The sequence below is a fragment of the Janthinobacterium sp. SUN026 genome (assembly GCF_030397625.1).
Lineage (GTDB): Bacteria > Pseudomonadota > Gammaproteobacteria > Burkholderiales > Burkholderiaceae_D > Janthinobacterium > Janthinobacterium kumbetense.
On record NZ_JAPQNU010000001.1, the window covers coordinates 426,275 to 446,212 of the forward strand.

At 64.0% G+C, this 19,938-nt stretch carries 22 protein-coding genes; 20 read left to right on the plus strand and 2 right to left on the minus strand.

Features of this window, described 5'->3' with window-relative positions; all coding sequences use genetic code 11:
- Window positions 1–13: 13 nt before the first annotated feature.
- Genes OX459_RS02015 through OX459_RS02025 form a run of 3 tightly spaced genes read left to right on the plus strand, consistent with a single transcriptional unit; the run spans window position 14 to window position 1,178 of the window.
- Window positions 14–601: a DUF1697 domain-containing protein gene (locus tag OX459_RS02015; protein WP_289903570.1), complete on the plus strand. Its 588-nt coding sequence runs from the start codon at window positions 14–16 to the stop codon at window positions 599–601.
- On the plus strand, window positions 601–1,002 hold the full coding sequence (locus OX459_RS02020; protein WP_289903571.1) for a DUF3224 domain-containing protein: 402 nt from the start codon (window positions 601–603) through the stop codon (window positions 1,000–1,002). Before OX459_RS02015 ends, OX459_RS02020 begins: the two co-directional genes overlap by 1 nt.
- On the plus strand, window positions 999–1,178 hold the full coding sequence (locus tag OX459_RS02025; protein ID WP_099666566.1) for a hypothetical protein: 180 nt from the start codon (window positions 999–1,001) through the stop codon (window positions 1,176–1,178). The genes OX459_RS02020 and OX459_RS02025 overlap by 4 nt, the downstream gene beginning before the upstream one ends.
- Window positions 1,179–1,274: 96 nt before the next feature.
- On the opposite strand, the gene OX459_RS02030 is transcribed toward OX459_RS02025, so the two are convergent.
- Entirely contained in the window at window positions 1,275–1,676 is a 402-nt protein-coding gene (locus OX459_RS02030) for a hypothetical protein (RefSeq protein ID WP_289903572.1), read from the minus strand.
- A gap of 332 nt (window positions 1,677–2,008) precedes the next feature.
- On the opposite strand from OX459_RS02030, the gene OX459_RS02035 reads away from it, so the two are divergent.
- From OX459_RS02035 to OX459_RS02050, 4 genes are read left to right on the plus strand one after another with little or no spacing between them, the layout of a single operon-like run.
- Window positions 2,009–2,362, plus strand: coding sequence for a metalloregulator ArsR/SmtB family transcription factor (locus OX459_RS02035; RefSeq protein ID WP_035822023.1), 354 nt, complete (start codon window positions 2,009–2,011; stop codon window positions 2,360–2,362).
- Window positions 2,363–2,370: 8 nt separating this feature from the next.
- Window positions 2,371–2,796: a YeeE/YedE family protein gene (locus tag OX459_RS02040; protein ID WP_289903574.1), complete on the plus strand. Its 426-nt coding sequence runs from the start codon at window positions 2,371–2,373 to the stop codon at window positions 2,794–2,796.
- A gap of 20 nt (window positions 2,797–2,816) precedes the next feature.
- Complete coding sequence (locus tag OX459_RS02045; protein WP_099666569.1) at window positions 2,817–3,248, plus strand: YeeE/YedE family protein; 432 nt, start codon at window positions 2,817–2,819, stop codon at window positions 3,246–3,248.
- 45 nt (window positions 3,249–3,293) lie between these two features.
- On the plus strand, window positions 3,294–4,151 hold the full coding sequence (locus tag OX459_RS02050) for a ChaN family lipoprotein (RefSeq protein WP_289903576.1): 858 nt from the start codon (window positions 3,294–3,296) through the stop codon (window positions 4,149–4,151).
- A gap of 17 nt (window positions 4,152–4,168) precedes the next feature.
- On the opposite strand, the gene OX459_RS02055 is transcribed toward OX459_RS02050, so the two are convergent.
- The gene (locus OX459_RS02055) at window positions 4,169–4,996 is read right to left on the minus strand and encodes an IclR family transcriptional regulator C-terminal domain-containing protein (RefSeq protein ID WP_289903578.1); all 828 of its coding nucleotides are present in this window, start codon (window positions 4,994–4,996) and stop codon (window positions 4,169–4,171) included.
- A gap of 166 nt (window positions 4,997–5,162) precedes the next feature.
- Here OX459_RS02055 and OX459_RS02060 point away from each other — a divergent pair, with 166 nt between their 5' ends.
- The 13 genes from OX459_RS02060 to iolG all read left to right on the plus strand — a co-directional run bounded on the left by OX459_RS02060 (window position 5,163) and on the right by iolG (window position 19,936).
- On the plus strand, window positions 5,163–5,861 hold the full coding sequence (locus OX459_RS02060) for a 3-oxoacid CoA-transferase subunit A (protein ID WP_077408447.1): 699 nt from the start codon (window positions 5,163–5,165) through the stop codon (window positions 5,859–5,861).
- 10 nt (window positions 5,862–5,871) lie between these two features.
- Window positions 5,872–6,513 carry a 3-oxoacid CoA-transferase subunit B gene (locus tag OX459_RS02065; RefSeq protein ID WP_289903580.1) on the plus strand — a complete coding sequence of 214 codons (642 nt, stop codon included), beginning with the start codon at window positions 5,872–5,874 and terminating at the stop codon, window positions 6,511–6,513.
- Between the two features lie 39 nt (window positions 6,514–6,552).
- A complete protein-coding gene (gene pcaF, locus OX459_RS02070) occupies window positions 6,553–7,755 on the plus strand; it encodes a 3-oxoadipyl-CoA thiolase (protein ID WP_289903581.1) in 1,203 nt (400 codons plus the stop codon).
- Window positions 7,756–8,006: 251 nt separating this feature from the next.
- On the plus strand, window positions 8,007–9,302 hold the full coding sequence (locus OX459_RS02075) for an MFS family transporter (protein ID WP_099666574.1): 1,296 nt from the start codon (window positions 8,007–8,009) through the stop codon (window positions 9,300–9,302).
- Between the two features lie 78 nt (window positions 9,303–9,380).
- The gene (locus OX459_RS02080; protein WP_289903582.1) at window positions 9,381–10,076 is read left to right on the plus strand and encodes a fumarylacetoacetate hydrolase family protein; all 696 of its coding nucleotides are present in this window, start codon (window positions 9,381–9,383) and stop codon (window positions 10,074–10,076) included.
- A gap of 18 nt (window positions 10,077–10,094) precedes the next feature.
- Entirely contained in the window at window positions 10,095–10,418 is a 324-nt protein-coding gene (locus tag OX459_RS02085; protein ID WP_099666576.1) for a thioredoxin family protein, read from the plus strand.
- A gap of 518 nt (window positions 10,419–10,936) precedes the next feature.
- Entirely contained in the window at window positions 10,937–12,223 is a 1,287-nt protein-coding gene (locus OX459_RS02090) for an MFS transporter (RefSeq protein WP_099376599.1), read from the plus strand.
- A 245-nt stretch (window positions 12,224–12,468) separates the two neighbouring features.
- Window positions 12,469–13,488 carry an ABC transporter substrate-binding protein gene (locus OX459_RS02095; RefSeq protein ID WP_099666577.1) on the plus strand — a complete coding sequence of 340 codons (1,020 nt, stop codon included), beginning with the start codon at window positions 12,469–12,471 and terminating at the stop codon, window positions 13,486–13,488.
- Between the two features lie 83 nt (window positions 13,489–13,571).
- Entirely contained in the window at window positions 13,572–15,746 is a 2,175-nt protein-coding gene (locus tag OX459_RS02100; RefSeq protein WP_289903584.1) for an iron ABC transporter permease, read from the plus strand.
- Window positions 15,743–16,828: an ABC transporter ATP-binding protein gene (locus OX459_RS02105; RefSeq protein WP_289903585.1), complete on the plus strand. Its 1,086-nt coding sequence runs from the start codon at window positions 15,743–15,745 to the stop codon at window positions 16,826–16,828. Before OX459_RS02100 ends, OX459_RS02105 begins: the two co-directional genes overlap by 4 nt.
- On the plus strand, window positions 16,825–17,658 hold the full coding sequence (locus tag OX459_RS02110; RefSeq protein ID WP_099666580.1) for an inositol monophosphatase: 834 nt from the start codon (window positions 16,825–16,827) through the stop codon (window positions 17,656–17,658). Before OX459_RS02105 ends, OX459_RS02110 begins: the two co-directional genes overlap by 4 nt.
- A 111-nt stretch (window positions 17,659–17,769) precedes the next feature.
- Window positions 17,770–18,876: a porin gene (locus OX459_RS02115; protein WP_289903586.1), complete on the plus strand. Its 1,107-nt coding sequence runs from the start codon at window positions 17,770–17,772 to the stop codon at window positions 18,874–18,876.
- A gap of 70 nt (window positions 18,877–18,946) precedes the next feature.
- Entirely contained in the window at window positions 18,947–19,936 is a 990-nt protein-coding gene (iolG, locus tag OX459_RS02120) for an inositol 2-dehydrogenase (RefSeq protein ID WP_289903587.1), read from the plus strand.
- Window positions 19,937–19,938 lie beyond the last annotated feature (2 nt).

Genomic DNA, 19,938 nt, shown 5'->3' on the forward strand with positions numbered 1-19,938 from the left:
AAGGAGACAACACATGGCACAGATGGAAAATAGTCAGCAAGTGGCGCTTTTGCGCGGGATCAATGTGGGCCGCGCCAAGCGCGTGGCCATGGCCGACCTGCGCAAGCTGCTGGGCGACTTGGGTTTTGCGCAGGTGCGCACCGTGCTCAACAGCGGCAACGTCGTGTATGACGGAGGCAAGGTCGCGCCGGCCGACGCCGCTGCCCGCATTGAGGAAGCGCTGGTGCTGAAACTGGGCGTGGCGGCCCGGGTGACGGTGCTGTCGGCCAGCCAGTTTGCCGAACTGATCGAACAAAACACCCTGGCGCCGGCGGCCGATGCGGCCCGTCTGCTGACCTTGGTGCTGAACAATCCGGCCGACATGCTGCGCCTGGCGCCCCTGGCGCAGCGGCCGTGGCAGCCGGAAGCGCTGGTCCTGGGGCGCTGGGCCGCGTATGCCTGGTGTCCCGATGGCGTGTTGGCCAGCAAGGTGGTGGCGGCGCTGGGCGTGCTGCTCGGCGATGGCGTCACCTCGCGCAACTGGGCCACCATGCAAAAATTGCATGTGCTGCTGAACGGGCCGGAGGCGGCCGCCACCTCTTCATTTTCCAAGGAGTACTGATGCCTTCCATTCACGGTACATTCGACGTCACCATCACCCCGGAAACCTTGTCGGACACGGCCGCGCAATCGGGGCTGGGACGCCTGTCGCTCGACAAGCGCTACCACGGCGCCCTCGACGCCAGTGCGCGGGGCGAGATGCTCAGCGCGCGCGCCAGCGTGGCCGGCTCGGCAGGCTATGTGGCGCTGGAGCGGGTGGAAGGCACGCTGGATGGGCGTCACGGCAGTTTTTATTTGCAGCACAGCGGCACGATGACGCGCGGCGCGCCCGCCTTGTCGGTGACGGTGGTGCCCGATACGGGGACGGAGCAATTGCAAGGCCTGTCGGGCAGCCTGGCCATCCGCATCGAAGAGGGCAAGCATTACTATGCTTTCACGTATGAGATTGCTGACGCGCCATGAACTGGGAGATCGTCAAGGGCGTGCTGATATTGCTGGTCGCCGTCAGCGTCCTGGGCACGGCCTTTGTGCTGATTTCCGCCTCGGGCACGGACAAGGCGGCCTGCATTGCGCGCGCCCTGAAGTCGGGCATTCCTGTGGGCAATATCGAACGGGTTTGCCGCTTGCTGGACAAGTGAGCATCAAGTGAGCATCAACCCAGGCACGGCAGGCAAAAAAATTCCGCGCAAGGCGGAATTTTTTTTAAGGCAGCGGCAGCGGCTGCCGGAATAGGGTCAGCTATCGAATTTTTCCTGTTTTTCACCGTGCATGCTAAAGGCCAGCAAGCCCAGTCCCACCAGCAGCATCGAGACCATGCTCGCTTCGGGCACGGGCGGCGGCACGTTCGTTTGCTGCACGGCCGGGGCCGTGGCGGCTGCGGACGGAGGCAGTGCGCCGTGGCGCGCACCGGTGCTGCTCCAGCGCGGGGCCGCGTTGAGCATGGTGCCCTGCGCCAGCAGGCGCGCATACGGCAAGTCCGGTGTGTCCCAGCCGGGATTGTCGGCAGTGCTGGTGAAACCGAGACTGTCGTCGCTCACGACCTGGGCGTGTGTCGTGGGCGGGGTGCTGGCCGCCGCACTGCCGGCGCACGCCGACAGCGCCAGCATGGCCATGCCTAGCGGCTGAAGTAACTTCATCTTTGACTCCCTGGTTCACCGTGCGGTGCGGTCGAAAACCGGCCTGCGCCAAGACGGACAATGCGCCTGTACGGGGGCGTATCACGATTTTTCTGAAGAGCTCTTATTACAGCACAAATCGTGGCAATTTTGCTACGCTTATTTACTTTAAATTACGAATATTTATCATTTTGATAGCTTGATGGCTATCGCTGCCGCACACTTCGCATGAGCACGCTATCGCCGAAAAACACTGTTGTTTTTTTGTGCGAATCGCCAGCAGGAAAACAGTATATTGATTAGTATATTGTTTATCGCATGATGATCAATATGACCGCCTGTGGGAGGGCACGATGGAGACAGTCGCAACACAACACGCCGAATACAACCTCGACGCCATGCGTGGCTCGGCCTACAAGGCCAGCTCGCTGCTCAAGGCCATGGGCAATGCCGACCGATTGATGCTGCTGTGCCAGCTATCGCAGGGCGAGCATTGCGTCAGCGACCTCGAGCAAAAAGTGGGCATCGGCCAGCCGACCCTGTCGCAGCAGCTGGGCGTGCTGCGCGAAGAGATGCTGGTGGCCACGCGGCGCGACGGCAAGCAGATCTATTACCGCGTCGCCAGCGCGCCCGTGCTGGCCGTGCTGCAAGTGTTGTACGCGCAATTTTGCGCGCCACGCCCCACGTTCAACGACGAAGCGGACTGAGTATTTCCATGCACATCGACTGGCAGCATTTCACGCCGTGGGCCTCGCTGGCCGGCGGCATGCTGATCGGCCTGGCCGCGGCCCTGCTGATCCTGTTCAATGGCCGCATCGCCGGCATCAGCGGCATCGTCGGCGGCTTGCTGCGGCCGCGCCGTGGCGACCTGGGCTGGCGCATCGCCTTTCTTGCCGGCCTGGTCGGTACGCCCTTGCTGTATTCGCTGTGGCAAGTCTTGCCGCCCGTGCAGATCGATGCGGGCACGCCCGCCCTGATCGTGGCGGGTTTGCTGGTGGGCGTGGGCGTGCGCTATGGCGCCGGCTGCACCAGCGGCCACGGCGTGTGCGGCCTGTCGCGCCTGTCTCCCCGTTCGCTGGCGGCCACCATCGCCTTCATGGCGGCCGGTTTCCTCACCGTCTATCTGTTGCGCCATCTGTGAGCAAGCTTATGAGCAAGCTTATGAGCAAGCTGATCCTTTCCCTGTTGAGCGGCCTCGTCTTTGGCCTGGGCCTGATCGTTTCCGGCATGGGCAACCCGGCCAAGGTGCTCGGCTTCCTCGACCTGGCCGGCGCCTGGGACCCGTCGCTGGCGCTGGTGATGGGCGGCGCCATCGGCGTGGCCCTGCCCGCCTTCTGGCTGGCGCGGCGGCGCAGCACGGCGTTGCTGGGCGAACCCATGCAATTGCCAGTATCGCGGCGCATCGACCGGCGCCTGCTGCTGGGCAGCCTGGCGTTTGGCGCGGGCTGGGGCATCGCCGGTTTCTGTCCCGGCCCCGCCCTCGTCTCCTTGCTGGCGGGCCAGCCGAAGGCGTGGCTGTTTGCCGGCGCCATGCTGGCCGGCATGCTTGTCTTTGAAGTGCTGGAGCGCCGCAAGCTGCCGGCGCCGGCCTGAGACGGTACAATCTGGCGCATCGCCACTTGAAGATACCCGCCTGACATGAAAACCGTGATTTTCCGCGCCGGCGCGCGCGCCGCCCTGTTGTGCAGCGTGCTGGCGCTGGCCGCCTGCGGCAGCTTGCTGAAGAAAGACGCTCCGCCCGCTCCCGTGCCCGTGGCTGACACCTTGCCCAATCCGCAAGTGTTGCTGCTGGGCGAAGTCCATGACAATGCACAAGGCCAGCGCCTGCGCGTCGAGGAATTGCGCCGCCGCCTGGCGACCGGCTGGCGTCCCGTGATTGTCATGGAACAGTTCGACCGCGAAAACCAGGCCTTGCTGACGCGCGCCGCGCGCGATTGCGCCGATCCCGACTGCATCATCCGCGTGATGGAACAGCCGCGCTGGGACTGGAGCTTGTACCGGCCCGTGCTGGACCTCGTCATCAGCTACCAGCTGAGCCTGGTCGCCGGCAACCTGTCGCCCGCCGATGCCTCGCGCATCGTGCGCGACGGCATCCAGTGGGCCATGCCGCCCGCGATGGTGGCCACGTACCTGGCCGCGCCCGTACCGGCCGATATCCTGGACGGGCAAGAGAAGGAAGTCCAGGCGGCCCGCTGCAATATGCTGCCCGACATGATGATCAAAGGTGTCGTCAACGCCCAGGTGGCGCGCGATATCTGGATGGCCAAGCTGATCCGCGACCAGGCGCCGCGCGACGTGGTGTTGATCGCCGGCAACGACCACGTGCGCAAGGATATCGGCGTGCCCCGCTGGCTGAAGCTGGCCGACCCGCAGCTGAACGTGCGCAGCATCGGCTATCTGGAGCAGGGCGGCAGCGGCTACAAGGGCACGTTTGACCTGACGCAATCGATGCCGGCGCAACCGCGCCCGGACCCGTGCGCCAAATTCAAGAAATAAGGTTCAAGCAATAAGCGCTACTGCTGCACCCGCACCAGGGCGCTGACCCGGCTTGCCGTATCGAGCAGTTTCGGCAAGCTGTGTTCCAGCAGGTGCGCGACGGACGGCCCCGCCGTCTGGCCGCTGACGTTGATGGCCGCCACCACCTTGCCGGCCCGGTCGAACACGGGCGCGGCCAGGGCGATCAAGCCCTGTTCCAGCTCTTCCTGCACCAGGCACCAGCCCTGGCGCCGCACTTGCGCAATCTCTTCCATCAAGAGGTCGATATCGACCTTGGTCGCCGGCGTGATTTTCAGCAGCGCCATCTTCGACAGCCGTTCGCGCAGCACCTCGGGCGCCAGGCCCGACAGTAAAACCCGTCCCATCGAGGTGCAGTAGGCGGGCAGGCGGCTGCCGATGCCCAGGTTGATCGACATGGTGCGGTGCGCGGACAGGCGCACCACATACACGATGTCGTCGCCGTCGAGCACGGTGGCCGAGCACGACTGGCGCAAGGTCTGCATCAATTCTTCCAGCAGCGGCTGCGCCTGCGTCCACACGGGCAGCGACGACAAATAGGCATAGCCGAGGTCGAGCACCTTCGGCGTCAGGCGGAACAGCCGCCCATCCGCTTCCACGTAGCCAAGATGCAACAAGGTGTGCAGGATGCGCCGCGCGCCCGCGCGCGTCAGCTGCGTCCGCTCCGCCACTTCGCTCAGGGTCTGTTGCGGCGCGTCCGCGCCAAAACTGCGCAGCACGGCCAGGCCCCGCGCGAACGATTGCACATAGCTGTCGCCGGGACGCGGCGCGCCGTCGGCATCGAGGGTTTCTTCGGAGGAAAGGGGCGTGCTGCTGCGTGCGGTCATGGCGATTCCAATTGGTCAAGGTGGCAATTATAGCCATGGGGCCGGCGAAAACGGCAAATTGACAAGCGCCCCGATCAGGCATATTCTCACGAATAAGTTCTAAATACGAATATTTGTTCGTTATACGAACAAATGTCTGATGAGTTTGATTGGGAGGAGACAGGCAATGATCGACAAACTGCGTTCCAGCGTGCTTGATGCGCTGGCCGATATCCACGATGGCGCCACCGTCATGATTGGCGGCTTCGGCGGCGCGGGCCAGCCGGCCGAGCTGATCGATGGCTTGATCGCCCAGGGCGCGCGCGACCTCGTCATCGTCAACAACAATGCGGGCAATGGCGACACGGGCCTGGCCGCCCTGCTGAAAAACGGGCAAGTGCGCAAGATCATCTGCTCGTTCCCCCGACAGGCCGATTCCCACGTGTTCGACGCGCTGTACCGCGCGGGCAAGCTGGAGCTGGAATTGGTGCCGCAGGGCAATCTGGCCGAGCGCATCCGCGCCGCCGGCGCCGGCATCGGCGGCTTTTTCACGCCCACGGGTTACGGTACGGATTTGGCGAAGGGCAAGGAGACGCGCGAGATCGACGGCCGCATGTATGTGTTCGAGTCACCGATTCACGCCGACTTCGCGCTGATCAAGGCGGAGCAGGGCGACCGCTGGGGCAACCTGACTTACCGCAAGACGGCGCGCAACTTCGGCCCCATCATGGCCATGGCCGCGAAAGTCAGCATTGCTTCCGTGCATGAAGTTGCTGAACTGGGCAGCATCGATCCCGAGCACGTCATCACGCCGGGCCTGTTCGTGCAGCGCCTGGTGCAAGTGCCGCGCACGGCCACCGGCCCCGCCGGCTTCAAAGCTGCCTGAGGAATATCAAGTGAATAAATGGAATCGAGATCAAATGGCGGCCCGCGTGGCGGCGGACATCCATGAAGGCAATGTCGTCAACCTGGGCATCGGCTTGCCGACCCTGGTGGCGAACCACTTGCCGGCCGGCGCGGACATCATCTTGCACAGCGAAAACGGCGTGATCGGCATGGGCCCCGCGCCCGCGCCGGGCGAAGAAGACTACGACCTGATCAATGCGGGCAAGCAGCCCGTCACCCTGCTGGCGGGCGGCAGTTACTTCCACCACGCCGACAGCTTCGCCATGATGCGCGGCGGCCACCTGGACATCTGCGTGCTGGGCGCGTTTCAAGTCTCCGCCACGGGCGACCTGGCCAATTGGCACACGGGCGCGTCCGACGCCATTCCCGCCGTGGGCGGGGCCATGGACCTGGCCATCGGCGCGAAAAAAACCTGGGTCATGATGGAATTGCTGACCAAGACGGGTGAAAGCAAGCTGGTGCAGGCATGCACGTATCCGCTGACGGGCATCGCCTGCGTCAGCCGCATCTACAGCGACCTGGCCGTGCTCGACCTGTCGCCCGCCGGCGCCACGGTCGTCGAACTGGTGGATGGCTTGAGTTTCGAGCAGTTGCAAGCGTTGACGGCCGTGCCGCTGGCGGACGGACGTTAATTCACCGCCCATTCAATACACTTTCTTGGAGGAAAGAACATGACCCATGCTTACATTTGCGACGCGCAGCGCACGCCGTTTGGCCGCTATGGCGGCGGACTCGCCGGCGTGCGCGCCGACGACCTGGGCGCTGTGCCCATCCGCGCCTTGATGGCGCGCAACCCGAATGTGGACTGGAACGCCGTCACCGACGTGCTGTACGGCTGCGCCAACCAGGCGGGCGAGGACAACCGCAACGTGGCGCGCATGGCGGCCCTGCTGGCGGGCTTGCCCGACAGCGTGCCGGGCGCCACCCTGAACCGCCTGTGCGGCTCGGGCCTGGACGCCATCGGCAGCGCCGCCCGCTTCATCAAGAGCGGCGAAGCGGGCTTGCTGATCGCCGGCGGCGTGGAAAGCATGAGCCGCGCGCCGTTTGTCATGGGCAAGGCGGACAGCGCCTTTTCGCGCGGCATGAAAATGGAAGACACGACCATCGGCTGGCGCTTCATCAATCCCTTGATGAAGGCGCAGTACGGCGTCGATTCGATGCCGGAAACGGCGGAAAACGTGGCGTCGGACTTCGGCATCAGCCGTCTTGATCAGGATGCGTTCGCCCTGGCCAGCCAGGTGAAAGCGCTGGCGGCGCAGCAGGCGGGCGTGTTCGACAGTGAAATCTGCCCCGTCAGCATCGCCCAGAAGAAGGGCGAGCCCGTCGTCGTCGTCCGCGACGAGCATCCGCGCGCCACCACGCTGGAAACCTTGACGAAACTCAAGCCCGTCGTGCGCGCGGACGGCACGATCACGGCCGGCAACGCGTCCGGCGTCAACGATGGCGCGGCGGCCCTGCTGCTGGCCGACGAGGCGAACGCGGCCCGCTTTGGCCTGACGCCGCGCGCGCGGGTCGTGGCCATGGCGACGGCCGGCGTAGCGCCCCGCATCATGGGCATCGGGCCCGCGCCCGCCACCTTGAAAGTGCTGGCCATGACGGGCTTGACCCTGGCCGACTTCGACGTCATCGAACTCAACGAAGCGTTTGCCGCGCAGGGCCTGGCCGTGCTGCGCCAGCTGGGCTTGCCCGACGACGACCCGCGCGTGAACCCGAATGGCGGCGCCATCGCCCTGGGCCACCCGCTGGGCGCGTCGGGCGCGCGCCTGGCCATGACGGCCGTCAACCAGCTGCACCGCACGGGCGGGCGCTATGCACTCTGCACCATGTGCATCGGCGTGGGCCAGGGCATCGCGCTGGTGCTGGAACGGGTCTGACCTCCAGCGCGTCCGGGCAGGCACCATGCACTGTGCACTGACACAAGATGCGGCATCGGCATCGGCCAGGGTATCGCGCTGGTGCTGGAACGGGTCTGATTCCGCCCGCCCGCAGGTGAAAAAAGTTGCCGGCGATACGTATTAACGCGTATGCCGGGCGGCTTTTTGACCCTGATCAAGGGCGTATGATGCAAAACCAGCCCGGGCAACCCGGCTGGCGTTGGCTTTTTCACACGAACAAGAAGACTGATATGACATCCCACGATACTCCGCATGACGTTGCGCAGCTGACATCCCAGCAGCGCATCAAGGCCATCATTGGCGCTTCCTCCGGTAACCTGGTCGAATGGTTCGACTTCTATATTTACTCGTTCTGCGCGCTGTACTTCTCGCACGCCTTCTTCCCTTCCGGTAACCCGACGACGCAGCTGCTGCAGACGGCCGGCATCTTTGCCGCCGGCTTCCTCATGCGTCCCGTGGGCGGCTGGCTGTTCGGCCGCATCGCCGACAAATACGGCCGCCGCCAGTCGATGATGATTTCCGTGCTGATGATGTGCGGCGGCTCGCTGATGATCGCCGTGCTGCCCACGTATGAAACCATCGGCGCTTTCGCCCCGTTCCTGCTGCTGGTGGCGCGCCTGTTCCAGGGCTTGTCCGTGGGCGGCGAATACGGTACCAGCGCCACCTATATGAGCGAAGTGTCGGAATCGGGCAAGCGCGGTTTCTTCGCCTCGTTCCAGTACGTGACCCTGATCGGCGGCCAGTTGCTGGCCTTGCTGGTGCTGGTGGTCTTGCAGCAATTGCTGACCCTGGAAGAATTGCGTGCCTGGGGCTGGCGCATCCCGTTCGTCTTCGGCGCCCTGGCGGCCCTCGTGTCGCTGAACCTGCGTAAATCCCTGACGGAAACGACCACCGCCAGCGAGCGCAAGGACAAGGACGCGGGCAGTCTGCGCGGTTTGCTCAAGCATAAGCGCGCCTTCATCACGGTACTTGGCTTTACGGCCGGCGGCTCGCTCGTGTTCTACACGTTCACCACCTACATGCAGAAATACCTGGTCAACACGGCCGGCATGGATACCAAGACGGCCAGCGCTGTCATGACGTGCGCCTTGCTCGTCTACATGATTTTGCAGCCGGTGTTCGGCGCCTTGTCGGACCGCATCGGCCGCCGCACCTCGATGCTGTTCTTCGGCGGCCTGGCCACCCTGTGCGTGTTGCCGATCATGCATGCCTTGAAAGACATCACCAGCCCGTACGCGGCGTTTGGCCTGATCATCATCGCGCTGGCCATCATCAGCTTCTATACGTCGATCAGCGGCTTGATCAAGGCGGAAATGTTCCCCGTCGAAGTGCGCGCGCTGGGCGTGGGCCTGTCGTATGCGGTCGCCAACGCCATGTTCGGCGGTTCGGCCGAATACGTGGCGCTGCAGTTCAAGGCCTGGCACGTGGAAGAGTATTTCTATTGGTATGTGACCATCATGTGCCTGATTTCCTTCATCGTGGCCATCCGCATGCCGGACCCGAGCCGCTCGGGACTGCTGAAGTAAGCTTGCCGTAAAATAAGGGGACACTGCGGTGTCCCCTTTTTCATCACCGCCTTTTTATCGTGCCGATCAGGAGTTTCCATGTCGTATGTCATTGCCGCAGCCATCCAGCCCAGCGTTCCCGTCAGCGGCAGCGTTGATACTTTCCCCGTCCACCGCATCTATTGCGTGGGCCGCAACTATGTCGACCATGCCAAGGAAATGGGCCACACGGGCCGCGAGGCGCCGTTTTTCTTCATGAAGCCTGCCGACGCCGTGCTGCCCGTGCCTGCCGGCACGACGGGCGAGTTGCCGTATCCGGCGCAGACGCAGGATTTCCAGCACGAGATGGAACTGGTGGTAGCCATCGGCAAGGGCGGCAGCGATATCGGCGTGGCCGATGCGCTGAGCCACGTGTGGGGCTATGCGATCGGCCTGGACATGACGCGCCGCGACGTGCAGGGTGCGGCGAAAAAGCAGGGCCGTCCGTGGGAAACGGGCAAGGCGTTCGAGCACTCGGCGCCCATCGGTTCCATCACGCCGGCCGCGCAGGCGGGCGACGTCAGCCATGCCGCCATCACCCTGCACGTGAATGGCGAGCCGCGGCAAAGCAGCAGCATCGACATGCTGATCTGGAATGTGGCGGAAACCATCGCCGACCTGTCGACCTACTTTACCCTGCAGCCAGGCGACCTGATCTACACGGGAACGCCGGCCGGCGTGGCGGCCGTGCAGCGCGGCGACGAGCTGGTGGGGGCCATCGATGGCCTGGAGACCTTGCGCGTGAAAGTGGTCTAAGTTGTCAAGGAGACTGGCATGATGAATGACACGTATGCTGTGGCGCAACCCACGCGGGCCGGGATCGACGCCCTGGCAGGGCCGGCCCTGCTGGAATTCGGCACGGGCTGGTGCGGCCACTGCCGCGCCACCCAGGCGCCGCTGGCCGCCGCCTTTGCGCAGCACCCCGAGGTGCCGCACCTGCGCGTGGAAGACGGCCCCGGCCGCGCCCTGGGACGCTCGTTCCGGGTGAAACTGTGGCCGACCTTGATTTTCCTCAAGGATGGCCAGGAAGTGGCGCGCCTCGTGCGCCCGCTCGACAGCGCGGAGATCGCCAAGGCGTTCGCCCTGATCGACGCGTAGGCGGTTTCCATCATTTCTTGCCGCACCGCACCACTGCGCGTATCATAAGCCGCTTACAGCAAGATCAACCGCATCCTTCGTGATGCAGGCGCGATCATCGCCGGCCCGCTCCACCCGGAGGGGCCGCAGGCAAGGATTCACCACAAATGACCGATGCCGCGATGCCGACGCGCGGGTCTGGTACGGAATGCCTGGCGATACGCCGGGCCTGATACACGTCGCCCATCCCCTGACGCCTTTCCTGCCGTGCCCCGGGTAACCGGATGGCGCACGACCGTTGTTTCTCTGATCAGCACTGATCGCAGCGCGATAGCGCGCGTTTGTTCACCGTTGCCTGCCGTTAACAACGGCGTGTTGCTGCGTGGAATTTGTTTGCGAATTTAATAGCAAATTCACAGCAAATACGTCCGCGCACGGCTATGATATGTGAACCGCGCGCCTAGACAACGTGCTGTGCTGCTGCCTGAAAAAACATCCAGAGAATGGCCTTTAGACACCCTCCCCAAGGAGCGCAGTAAATGAGCACCCCCCCCAAGAAAAATTCCCCCGGCACGGTGCTGTTCGCCAGCCTGATCGGCACCACCATCGAGTTCTTTGACTTTTATATCTACGCCACCGCCGCCGTGCTGGTGTTCCCGAAACTGTTCTTCCCCGCCGGCGACCCGTCGGCCGCCGTGCTGCAGTCGCTGGCCACGTTCGCCATCGCCTTCTTCGCCCGTCCCATCGGTTCGGCCGTGTTCGGCCACTTCGGCGACCGCATCGGCCGCAAGGCGACCCTCGTGGCCGCCTTGCTGACGATGGGTATCTCCACCGTCATCATCGGCTTGCTGCCGACGTATGCCGCCATCGGCACCCTGGCGCCGCTGCTGCTGGCGCTGTGCCGTTTCGGCCAGGGCCTGGGCCTGGGCGGCGAGTGGGGCGGCGCGGTGCTGCTGGCCACGGAAAACGCGCCACCGGGCAAGCGCGCCTGGTACGGCATGTTCCCGCAGCTGGGCGCGCCGATCGGCTTCTTCCTGTCGGGCGGCATCTTCCTGCTGCTGAGCGAAACCATGACCGATGAGCAATTCTTCAGCTACGGCTGGCGCATCCCGTTCCTCGCCAGCGCGCTGCTGGTCATCGTCGGCCTGTACGTGCGTTTGAAGATCACGGAAACGCCGGACTTCCAGAAAGTCATCGACAAGAACGAGGTCGTCAAACTGCCGGTGGCCACCGTGTTCCGCCAGCATGGCCGCATGTTGTTCCTGGGCACCATCATCGCCCTGGCCACTTTCGTGCTGTTCTACCTGATGACGGTGTTCGCGCTGAGCTGGGGTACGACCAAGCTGGGTTTCACGCGCAAGGAATTCCTCGTCGTGCAGCTGTTTGCCGTGCTGTTCTTCGCCCTGACGATTCCATTCTCGGCCGTGCTGGCCGACCGCCGCGGCCGCCGCGCCACCCTGATCTGGGTCTCCGTCGCCATCGCCATCTTCGGCCTGGTGCTCGCGCCCATGTTCGGTTCGGGCGTGACGTGGGAAGTGACGGTCTTCATGGCTGTCGGCCTGGGCCTGATGGGCATGACCTACGGACCGCTGGGCACGATGTTGTCCGAACTGTTCCCGCCCGAAGTGCGCTACACGGGCGCGTCGCTGACGTTCAACCTGGCCGGCATCCTGGGCGCCTCGCTGGCGCCGTACATCGCTACCTGGCTGGCCACGAACTATGGCTTGCAGTACGTGGGCTATTACCTGTCGCTGGCAGCCGTGCTGACCCTGGGCGCGCTGCTGATGGTAGGCAAGCCACGCGAGGGCAAGGAAGCCTGGCAGTAACACCCCTCTGACCCCACCGGTCCCGAAAGCCGCCAGCTGCAACGCTGGCGGCTTTTTTTGTCGGTAAAACACCACGCCGCCCGCCTGCCGAGATTCTTGTTGACAGTCAAAATCGGCTGGTGGTAAGGTGTGCACACGTGTGCAATGCAGTGCAAGTCTTGAAAAAGCACATCCCTGGACAGTGACACCGCAAGATAGCGGTGCGGTCTGAAGTACCACAACGACAACAAACTTGGAGTGAGACGATGAAGATGCGCAATGTTGCGATTGCTATAAGCCTGGCCCTGCCGATGACGGCCATGGCCGCCGAGGAACGCCTGTCCGTGCTGTGTTCGGCCGACATGGAGTGGTGCCAGCTGATGAAGAACCGCTTCGAGGCGGAAAGCAAGATCAAGGTATCGATGATCAGGAAGAGCGCCGGCGAGGCGTATGCGAAGATCCGCGCCGAAGCGTCGAACCCGAAATCGGACATCTGGTGGGGCGGCACGGGCGACCCGCATCTGCAAGCGGCCGCCGAAGGCTATACGGAAGAATACAAGTCGCCCACCTTGCCCAAGCTGCAGCCGTGGGCGCTCAAGCAGGCCGAGACGGCCAAGTACCGCACCGTCGGCATCTACATCGGCATCCTGGGCCTGGCCTACAACGAAAACGTGCTGAAGAAGAAAAACCTGCCGCCGCCGCAATGCTGGAAAGACCTCGTCAAGCCCGCCTACAAGGGCGAGATCGAGATGGCCAACCCGAACTCCTCGGGCGCCGCCTACAACGCGCTGGCCACCGTGGTGCAGCTGTTCGGCGAAGAGGAAGCCTTCGATTTCCTGGCGAAAATGGGCCAGAACGTCAGCAAGTATCCGAACGCGGGCGTGGCGCCCGGCGAGGACGTGGGCCGCGGCGAAGCGGGCGTGGCCATCGGTTTCATGCATGACCTGATGAAACTCACCGTGGCCGGCTTTCCCGTGAAAGTCTTGCCGCCCTGCGAAGGCACGGGTTACGAGATCGGCTCGATGAGCATCGTCAAGGGCGCGAAAAACATGGAGCAGGCAAAGAAATTCTATGAATTCGCCCTGCGCCCGGACGTGCAGAGCGAAGCGGTGAAAGCGCTGGCGTTCCAGATCCCGTCCAACGTGGCCGCCACCATTCCCGCCGCCTCGCCCCGCCTGGAAAACATCAAGACCATCAACTACGACTTCGCCAAGTATGGCGCCTCGGACACGCGCAAGCGTTTGCTGCAACGCTGGACGACACAGATTTATTCGGCTGGCAATTAAGGCGTAAAGACTGTCATCGTACCGAACCTGCCGCATGCCGCAATGGCCATGCCGGCGGGTCTACTTAGCTGGATAGAGACCTCATGAAAAAGATATTTTACGGCTGGCTGCTGGCCGCCCTGGCAGCGTTGTGCCTGTTGCCCTGGCAGCAACAGGAAGCGGGATTGTTTGCCGGCGAATGGTTGCGCGACGGCCAGTTCTTCAGTGACCGTGGCGCACCGGCCGTGCTGCACCTGCTGTCGTTCGGCGCCTGGCCGCTGGGCGTGTTCTTCGCCCTGATCGCCGCCAGCGCCGCGCTGGTGGCCGGCAATCCCCACCGCAAGACCCTGGGCCTGGGCCAGATCGCCATCGGCGGCGCCGGCATGCTGTGGCTGGCATGGCTGGGCTGGGGGCCGCTGGCCGCCGGCACGGGCCTGGGCTTCGGCGCGCTGCTGCTGGCGCTGTGCCTGCTGTTCCTTCTCACCTCGGGCGCGGCCGCCTGCGGCGTGTGCCGCGGCGACGCCTTCGTGGCCGGCGCCATCGGCCTCATCATTTGCCTGATTTCCCTGTTCGTGCTGTTCCCCGTCGCGCTGATCCTTGTCAGCGCCGGCCAGCCCATGGATGATGGCGGCACGGGTGCCGCGGCCCTGGTGCGCCGCCTGGCGGACCCCGGCATCTGGAGCCTCAATTGCGTGTCCGGCCCCGGCCGCTGCGGCGTGGCCTGGAATACGCTGGCGCTGGCGCTGCTGACGGGCGTGTCGGCCACCTTCCTCGGTCTCGTGTTCGCCCTCTTGGTGACGCGCACCAATGGCCGCTGGGTACGCCCGATGCGCGCCATTACGATACTCCCCATCGTCACACCGCCTTTCGTGCTGGGCCTGGCCCTGATCCTGCTGTTCGGCCGCAACGGTGCCATCACGGGCCTCGTCGGCGACCTGTTCGGTATCGAGCAGAGCCGCTGGCTGTACGGCATGACGGGCGTGTGGCTGTCGCAGATGCTGGCCTTTGCGCCAATTGCCTTCATGACATTAATTGGTGTGGTGGAAGGCGTCAGCCCCTCGCTGGAAGAAGCGTCGGGCACCCTGGGCGCCAGCAGCTGGCAAACCTTCGTCAAGGTGTCGCTGCCCTTGATGCGTCCCGGCATCGCCAATGCCTTTTTGCTGTGCTTTATCGAAAGCATGGCCGACTTCGGCAACCCGATGGTGCTGGGTGGCAACTTCCACGTGCTATCGACGGAAATCTTCTTTTCCGTGGTGGGCGCCTCGAACGACCAGGGCCGCGCCGCCACCCTGGCCATCGTGCTGCTGACTTTTGCCGTGGGCGCCTTCTTCATCCAGAACCTGTGGCTGGGCAAGAAATCGTATGTGACGGTGACGGGCAAGGCCGACCACGGCGGCCACGCCTCGCTCAACCCGCGCCTGAAAACCACGCTGTGGACCATCGCCCTGCCATGGTTCGCCTTTACGGCCCTGATCTACGGCACGGTGGTGGCGGGCGGCTTCGTGAATAACTGGGGCCAGGACAATGCCTTCACCTTGCGCCACTACATCGACGCCTTCGGCATCACGGCGGGCGCTTCCGGCTGGCACTGGACGGGCCAGGCCTGGCCGTCGCTGTTCACCACCTTGATGATTTCGGCCATCGCCGCGCCCTTGACGGCCTTTGTCGGCATCCTGTCGGCCTGGCTGCTGGTGCGCCAGCAATTCGCCCTGAAAAGCGCGTTCGAGTTCGGCACCATGCTCAGCTTTGCCATTCCCGGCACCGTCATCGGCATCAGCTACATTCTGGCGTTCAACTCGGCGCCCATCGAGTTGACGGGCACGGCCACGATTTTGATCCTGTGCTTTGTCTTCCGCAACATGCCGATGGGATTGCGTACGGGCATCGCCGCCATGCGCCAGCTCGACGGCAGCCTGGACGAGGCCTCGATCACTCTGGGCGCCAGCAGCTGGACCACCATGCGCAAGGTCATCCTGCCGCTGTTGCGCCCGGCCATTGCCTCGGCCCTCGTGTATGGCTTCGTGCGCTCGATCACGTCGATCTCGGCTGTCGTCTTCCTCGTCAGCGCCGATTACGACATGGCCACGTCCTACATCATCGGCCTGGTGTCGAACGGCAACTACGGCACGGCGATTGCCTACGCCACGGTCTTGATCGTCGTCATCCTGCTGTGCATCCAATTGATTCATTTGCTGGTCGGCAAGCGCCGCCTTCGCCGCGTCAGCGCCGAAAAAACGCTGCCGGCCGCCGTTCCCAACCTGGAAAAGAGCTACGCATGAACCACTTTACTACCCACGAAACAGAGATTGCCGCGCTGGAATTCGATGGCGTCACCAAGCGCTACGGCAAGGCCCTGGCCGTGAACGATGTGTCGTTCACCATCGCGCCGCACACCATGGTCACCCTGCTGGGTCCCAGCGGCTGTGGCAAGACCTCGACCCTGCGCCTGATCGCCGGCCTGGAACGCGTCAGCGCCGGACGCATCCTGCTGGCCGGCGAGGACGTCACCTTGACCTCGGCCGCCGAGCGCGACGTCAGCATGGTGTTCCAGTCCTACGCCCTGTTTCCGCACATGACGGTGCTCGACAACGTGTGCTACGGCCTCATCGTGTCCGGTGAAACCAAGCCGCGCGCCGTGGAACGGGCGCAGGAAAGCTTGCGCCTGGTGGGCCTGGCCGATTTTGCCGCGCGCTTCCCGAACGAGTTGTCGGGCGGCCAGCAGCAGCGCGTGGCCGTGGCCCGTTCGCTGGTGCTGCAGCCCAAGGTGCTGCTGCTGGACGAACCGCTGTCGAACCTCGACACGAAACTGCGCCGCCGCGTGCGCGACGAGATCCGCGACATCCAGGTCAAGCTGGGCTTGACGGCCGTGTATGTCACGCATGACCAGGAAGAGGCGCTGGCTATTTCTGACCAGATCATCGTGATGAACCGGCAAGTGATCGCGCAAAAGGGCACGCCGCACGAGCTGTTTGAATCGCCGGCCGACAAATTCGTCGCCGACTTCATCTGTAACGCGAACATCGTCGATGGCGTGATCGAAGCGGTGGCCGACGGCAAGGCCACCTGCGTCATGGGCAAGTTGCGGCTGCGTCTGCCATGCCGCAGCCAGCGCAGCGGCGAAGCGAGTTTCGCCGTGCGTCCGGAAGCGATCCTGCTGTCGCCCGCGCAGCCCGACAGCGCCATGGTGGTGCGCGTGGCGCGCGCCACCTACCTGGGGCGCGAAATGCAATACACGCTCGACACGCCGGTCGGCGAACTGTTTGCCGTCTCGCACGACTTGAGCCAGGTTTTCACGCAAGGCACATCGGTCGCCATGACCGTACACGAACATGGCGCAGCCATCATTGGAGGACAAGCATGACAGATATGACACAGGCAGCGGTACTGGCCGACGCGGCCACCCTGGAGCGCTATGCCTACGCCCGGCACATCATCCGCCAGGCGGGCGAGATTGCGCTGGGCATGTTTCACCGCCGCACGGAACTGGTGATCGAGGAAAAAGGCTTGCAGGACATGGTCAGTATCGCCGATCGCATGGTGGAAGACTATGTGCGCGCGCAAATCGCCGCGCGTTTTCCTGACGACGCCGTGGTGGGCGAGGAGCGGGGCGGCGGGGCGTCGGACGCGCGCTGCGTGTGGGTCATCGATCCCATCGACGGCACGGCCTGTTTCGTCAACGGCATGCTGGCCTGGTGCGTGTCGATCGGCGTGCTGGTCGACGGCAAGCCGGCCATCGGCGCCGTGTACGACCCGAATGCGGACGAGCTGTTCCACGCCTGCCAGGGGCAGGGCGCCTACGTGGCGGCGAAGGCCGGCGAAACGCGGCTGCGCGTCAACGACGTGGCCAGTTTGCAGGGCGGCGTGCTGGGCGTGGGTTTTTCGCACCGCGTGGGCACCGATACTTTTTTACCGTTCCTGCTCGACGTGCTGGAAGAGGGCGGCATGTTCATCCGCAACGGTTCCGGCGCGCTGATGATCGCCTATGTGGCGGCCGGACGCCTGATCGGTTATTTCGAGCCGCACATCAATTCCTGGGATTGCCTGGCCGGCATCGTGCTCGTCAACGAGGCGGGCGGGCGCTGCAATGATTTCCTGGCCGATAACGGCCTGGAAAAGGGCAATCCCATCCTGGTGGGCGGCCCCCGCCTGTATCCGCAACTGGCAGCGCTGGCCTTGCCGCGCTGTGCCTGAGCACATTTTATTGAAAGGGAGGACAGGCGTCCGGCGAGGGGCGCGCGTAGTGGCAACACACTGTTGAGCATCATGAGTAATCCACCACCATAAAAACAAGCAGGAGACAAAATGAAAAACGGGATGAAAAACGAGATGAATACCATGCAGTTGAACAAGATCGCCGCCGTATTCTTGCTGGCCGTGCCAGGCTGCGTGCTGGCTGAATCGAGCGTCGTCGTGTACGGGCGCATCCATGCGGGCTTCGACCGTATCGAAACGTCAAGCTCGGCCACGGCGCCGAATGGCGAATCCATTTCTCGCGTATCGGACAATTCCTCGAAGATCGGCTTCCGGGGAAGGGAAGACTTGGGCAATGGCAACACGGCCTTCTTCCAGATCGAGGGCAATGCCAAGCTGGACGATGGAACGGGCGCCATCAATAGCAAGGATACCTTTGTCGGGCTGGAAAATCCCGCCTATGGCCGCATCGCGCTGGGCCGCTTTGCCACGCCGATTCGCCAGATCAACGGCTACACCAACCGTTTCGTGGGCGAAGGCATCCAGGATGACGCCAACATCTCCCAGCTGGGCGGCGAAGGCTTCAACCGCCGCAGTTCGAACGCCGTCAGCTACCGCACGCCCGTGCTGCAAGGCTTCAGCGCCACGATTTACCGCGCCAGCGAAAACGAGGCATCGAACGGCGACCGCATCTATTCGGGCATCGTGCAATACGTGAACGGCCCCATCAAGGGCGCCGTCGGCTATGAAAAGCACAAGGACTTGCGTCCCGGCTTCAGCGAAAAGATGTTCCGCGCCTTGGGCAATTACAACTTCGGCGGCGGCGACGTGGGCGTGGCCTGGAACCGCATGGTGTATGACGTGGCCGGCGGCGACTTGCAGCGCGACTACTTCACCATCACGGGCGCCTACAAGGCGGGCGGCGGTTCCTTCATCGGCCGGTTCGGCGTGGCAGGCGACGTGTCCGGCAGCGCGCCCAACGGCAGCAGCGTGACCATCAAGGCGACCACCCTGGTGCGCGGCGACGACAGCGGTGCCAAGCAGGCCACCCTGGGCTACGAGTATTACCTGTCCAAGCGCAGCACCGTCTATGCCTACTATACGCAAACGAATAACGACAGGAACGCCAACTACACGTTTGGCGGCAATGCCTTCGCCGCCACCAAGAAGGGTGCCAAGCTCAGCGGTGTGATGCTGGGCGTCATCCACCTGTTTTAACCTTTTTTGCCCGGATTTGCACACGTGTGCATTTCCGGGCGGCATTATCCCGACTATCAAGGAGATGGAAATGATTCAAGTGGCATTGTTCGGCGCCGGGCGCATCGGCCGCATTCACGCCGGCAATCTGGTGCGCCAGCTTGGCGTGCGCCTGAAATACGTGGTCGACGTGCATGCGGGCGCGGCGGCGGAAGTGGCGGCCCTGCATGGCGCCAGCGTCGCCAGCGTGGAAGCGGTGCTGGCCGACCCTGAAGTCAAGGCCGTGCTGATCGCGTCGAGCACGGATACGCATGCGGACCTGATCGTGCGCGCAGCGGCTGCCGGCAAGGCCATCTTTTGCGAAAAACCCGTCGACCTGACGCTGGAGCGTGCGCGCGCCGCCGCCGTTGCCGTCAAGGATGCTGGCGTGCTGTGCATGATCGGCTTCCAGCGCCGCTACGACCCCACGTTTGCCGCCGTCAGGCAGCGCATCGCAGCGGGCGAGATCGGCGCGCCGGAGTTGCTGGTGGTCACCAGCCGCGATCCCGGCCCGCCGCCCGTCAGCTACATCAAGGTATCGGGCGGCATCTTCAAGGATATGCTGATCCACGATTTCGACATTTTCCGCTGGATACTCGACGATGAAGCCGTCAGCGTGCACGCCACGGGAAGCTGCCTCGTCGACCCCGCCATCGGCGAGGCCGGCGACCTGGACACGGCCGTCGTCACCATCCGTACGGCCAAGGGACGTTTGTGCCAGATCAATGCCTCTCGCCGCGCCGCCTACGGTTACGACCAGCGCTTCGAAGTGCTGGGCAGCGCCGGCATGCTGCAGGCAGGCAACCACAAGCCGACGGAAGTGACGGCCTATGGTTCGGTGAACGTCAGCGTGGACAAGCCGGAAGATTTCTTCCTGGAACGCTACCGCGCCGCCTACGCCAGCGAAATGGCGCACTTTTTCGAGGCCTTTGCCCATGGCGCGCCCTTGCGCACCACCGTCCACGATGGCTTGAAGGCACTGGAACTGGCCGAGGCGGCCACCGTGTCATGGCGCGAACAGCGCATCGTGCAATTGTCATAAGG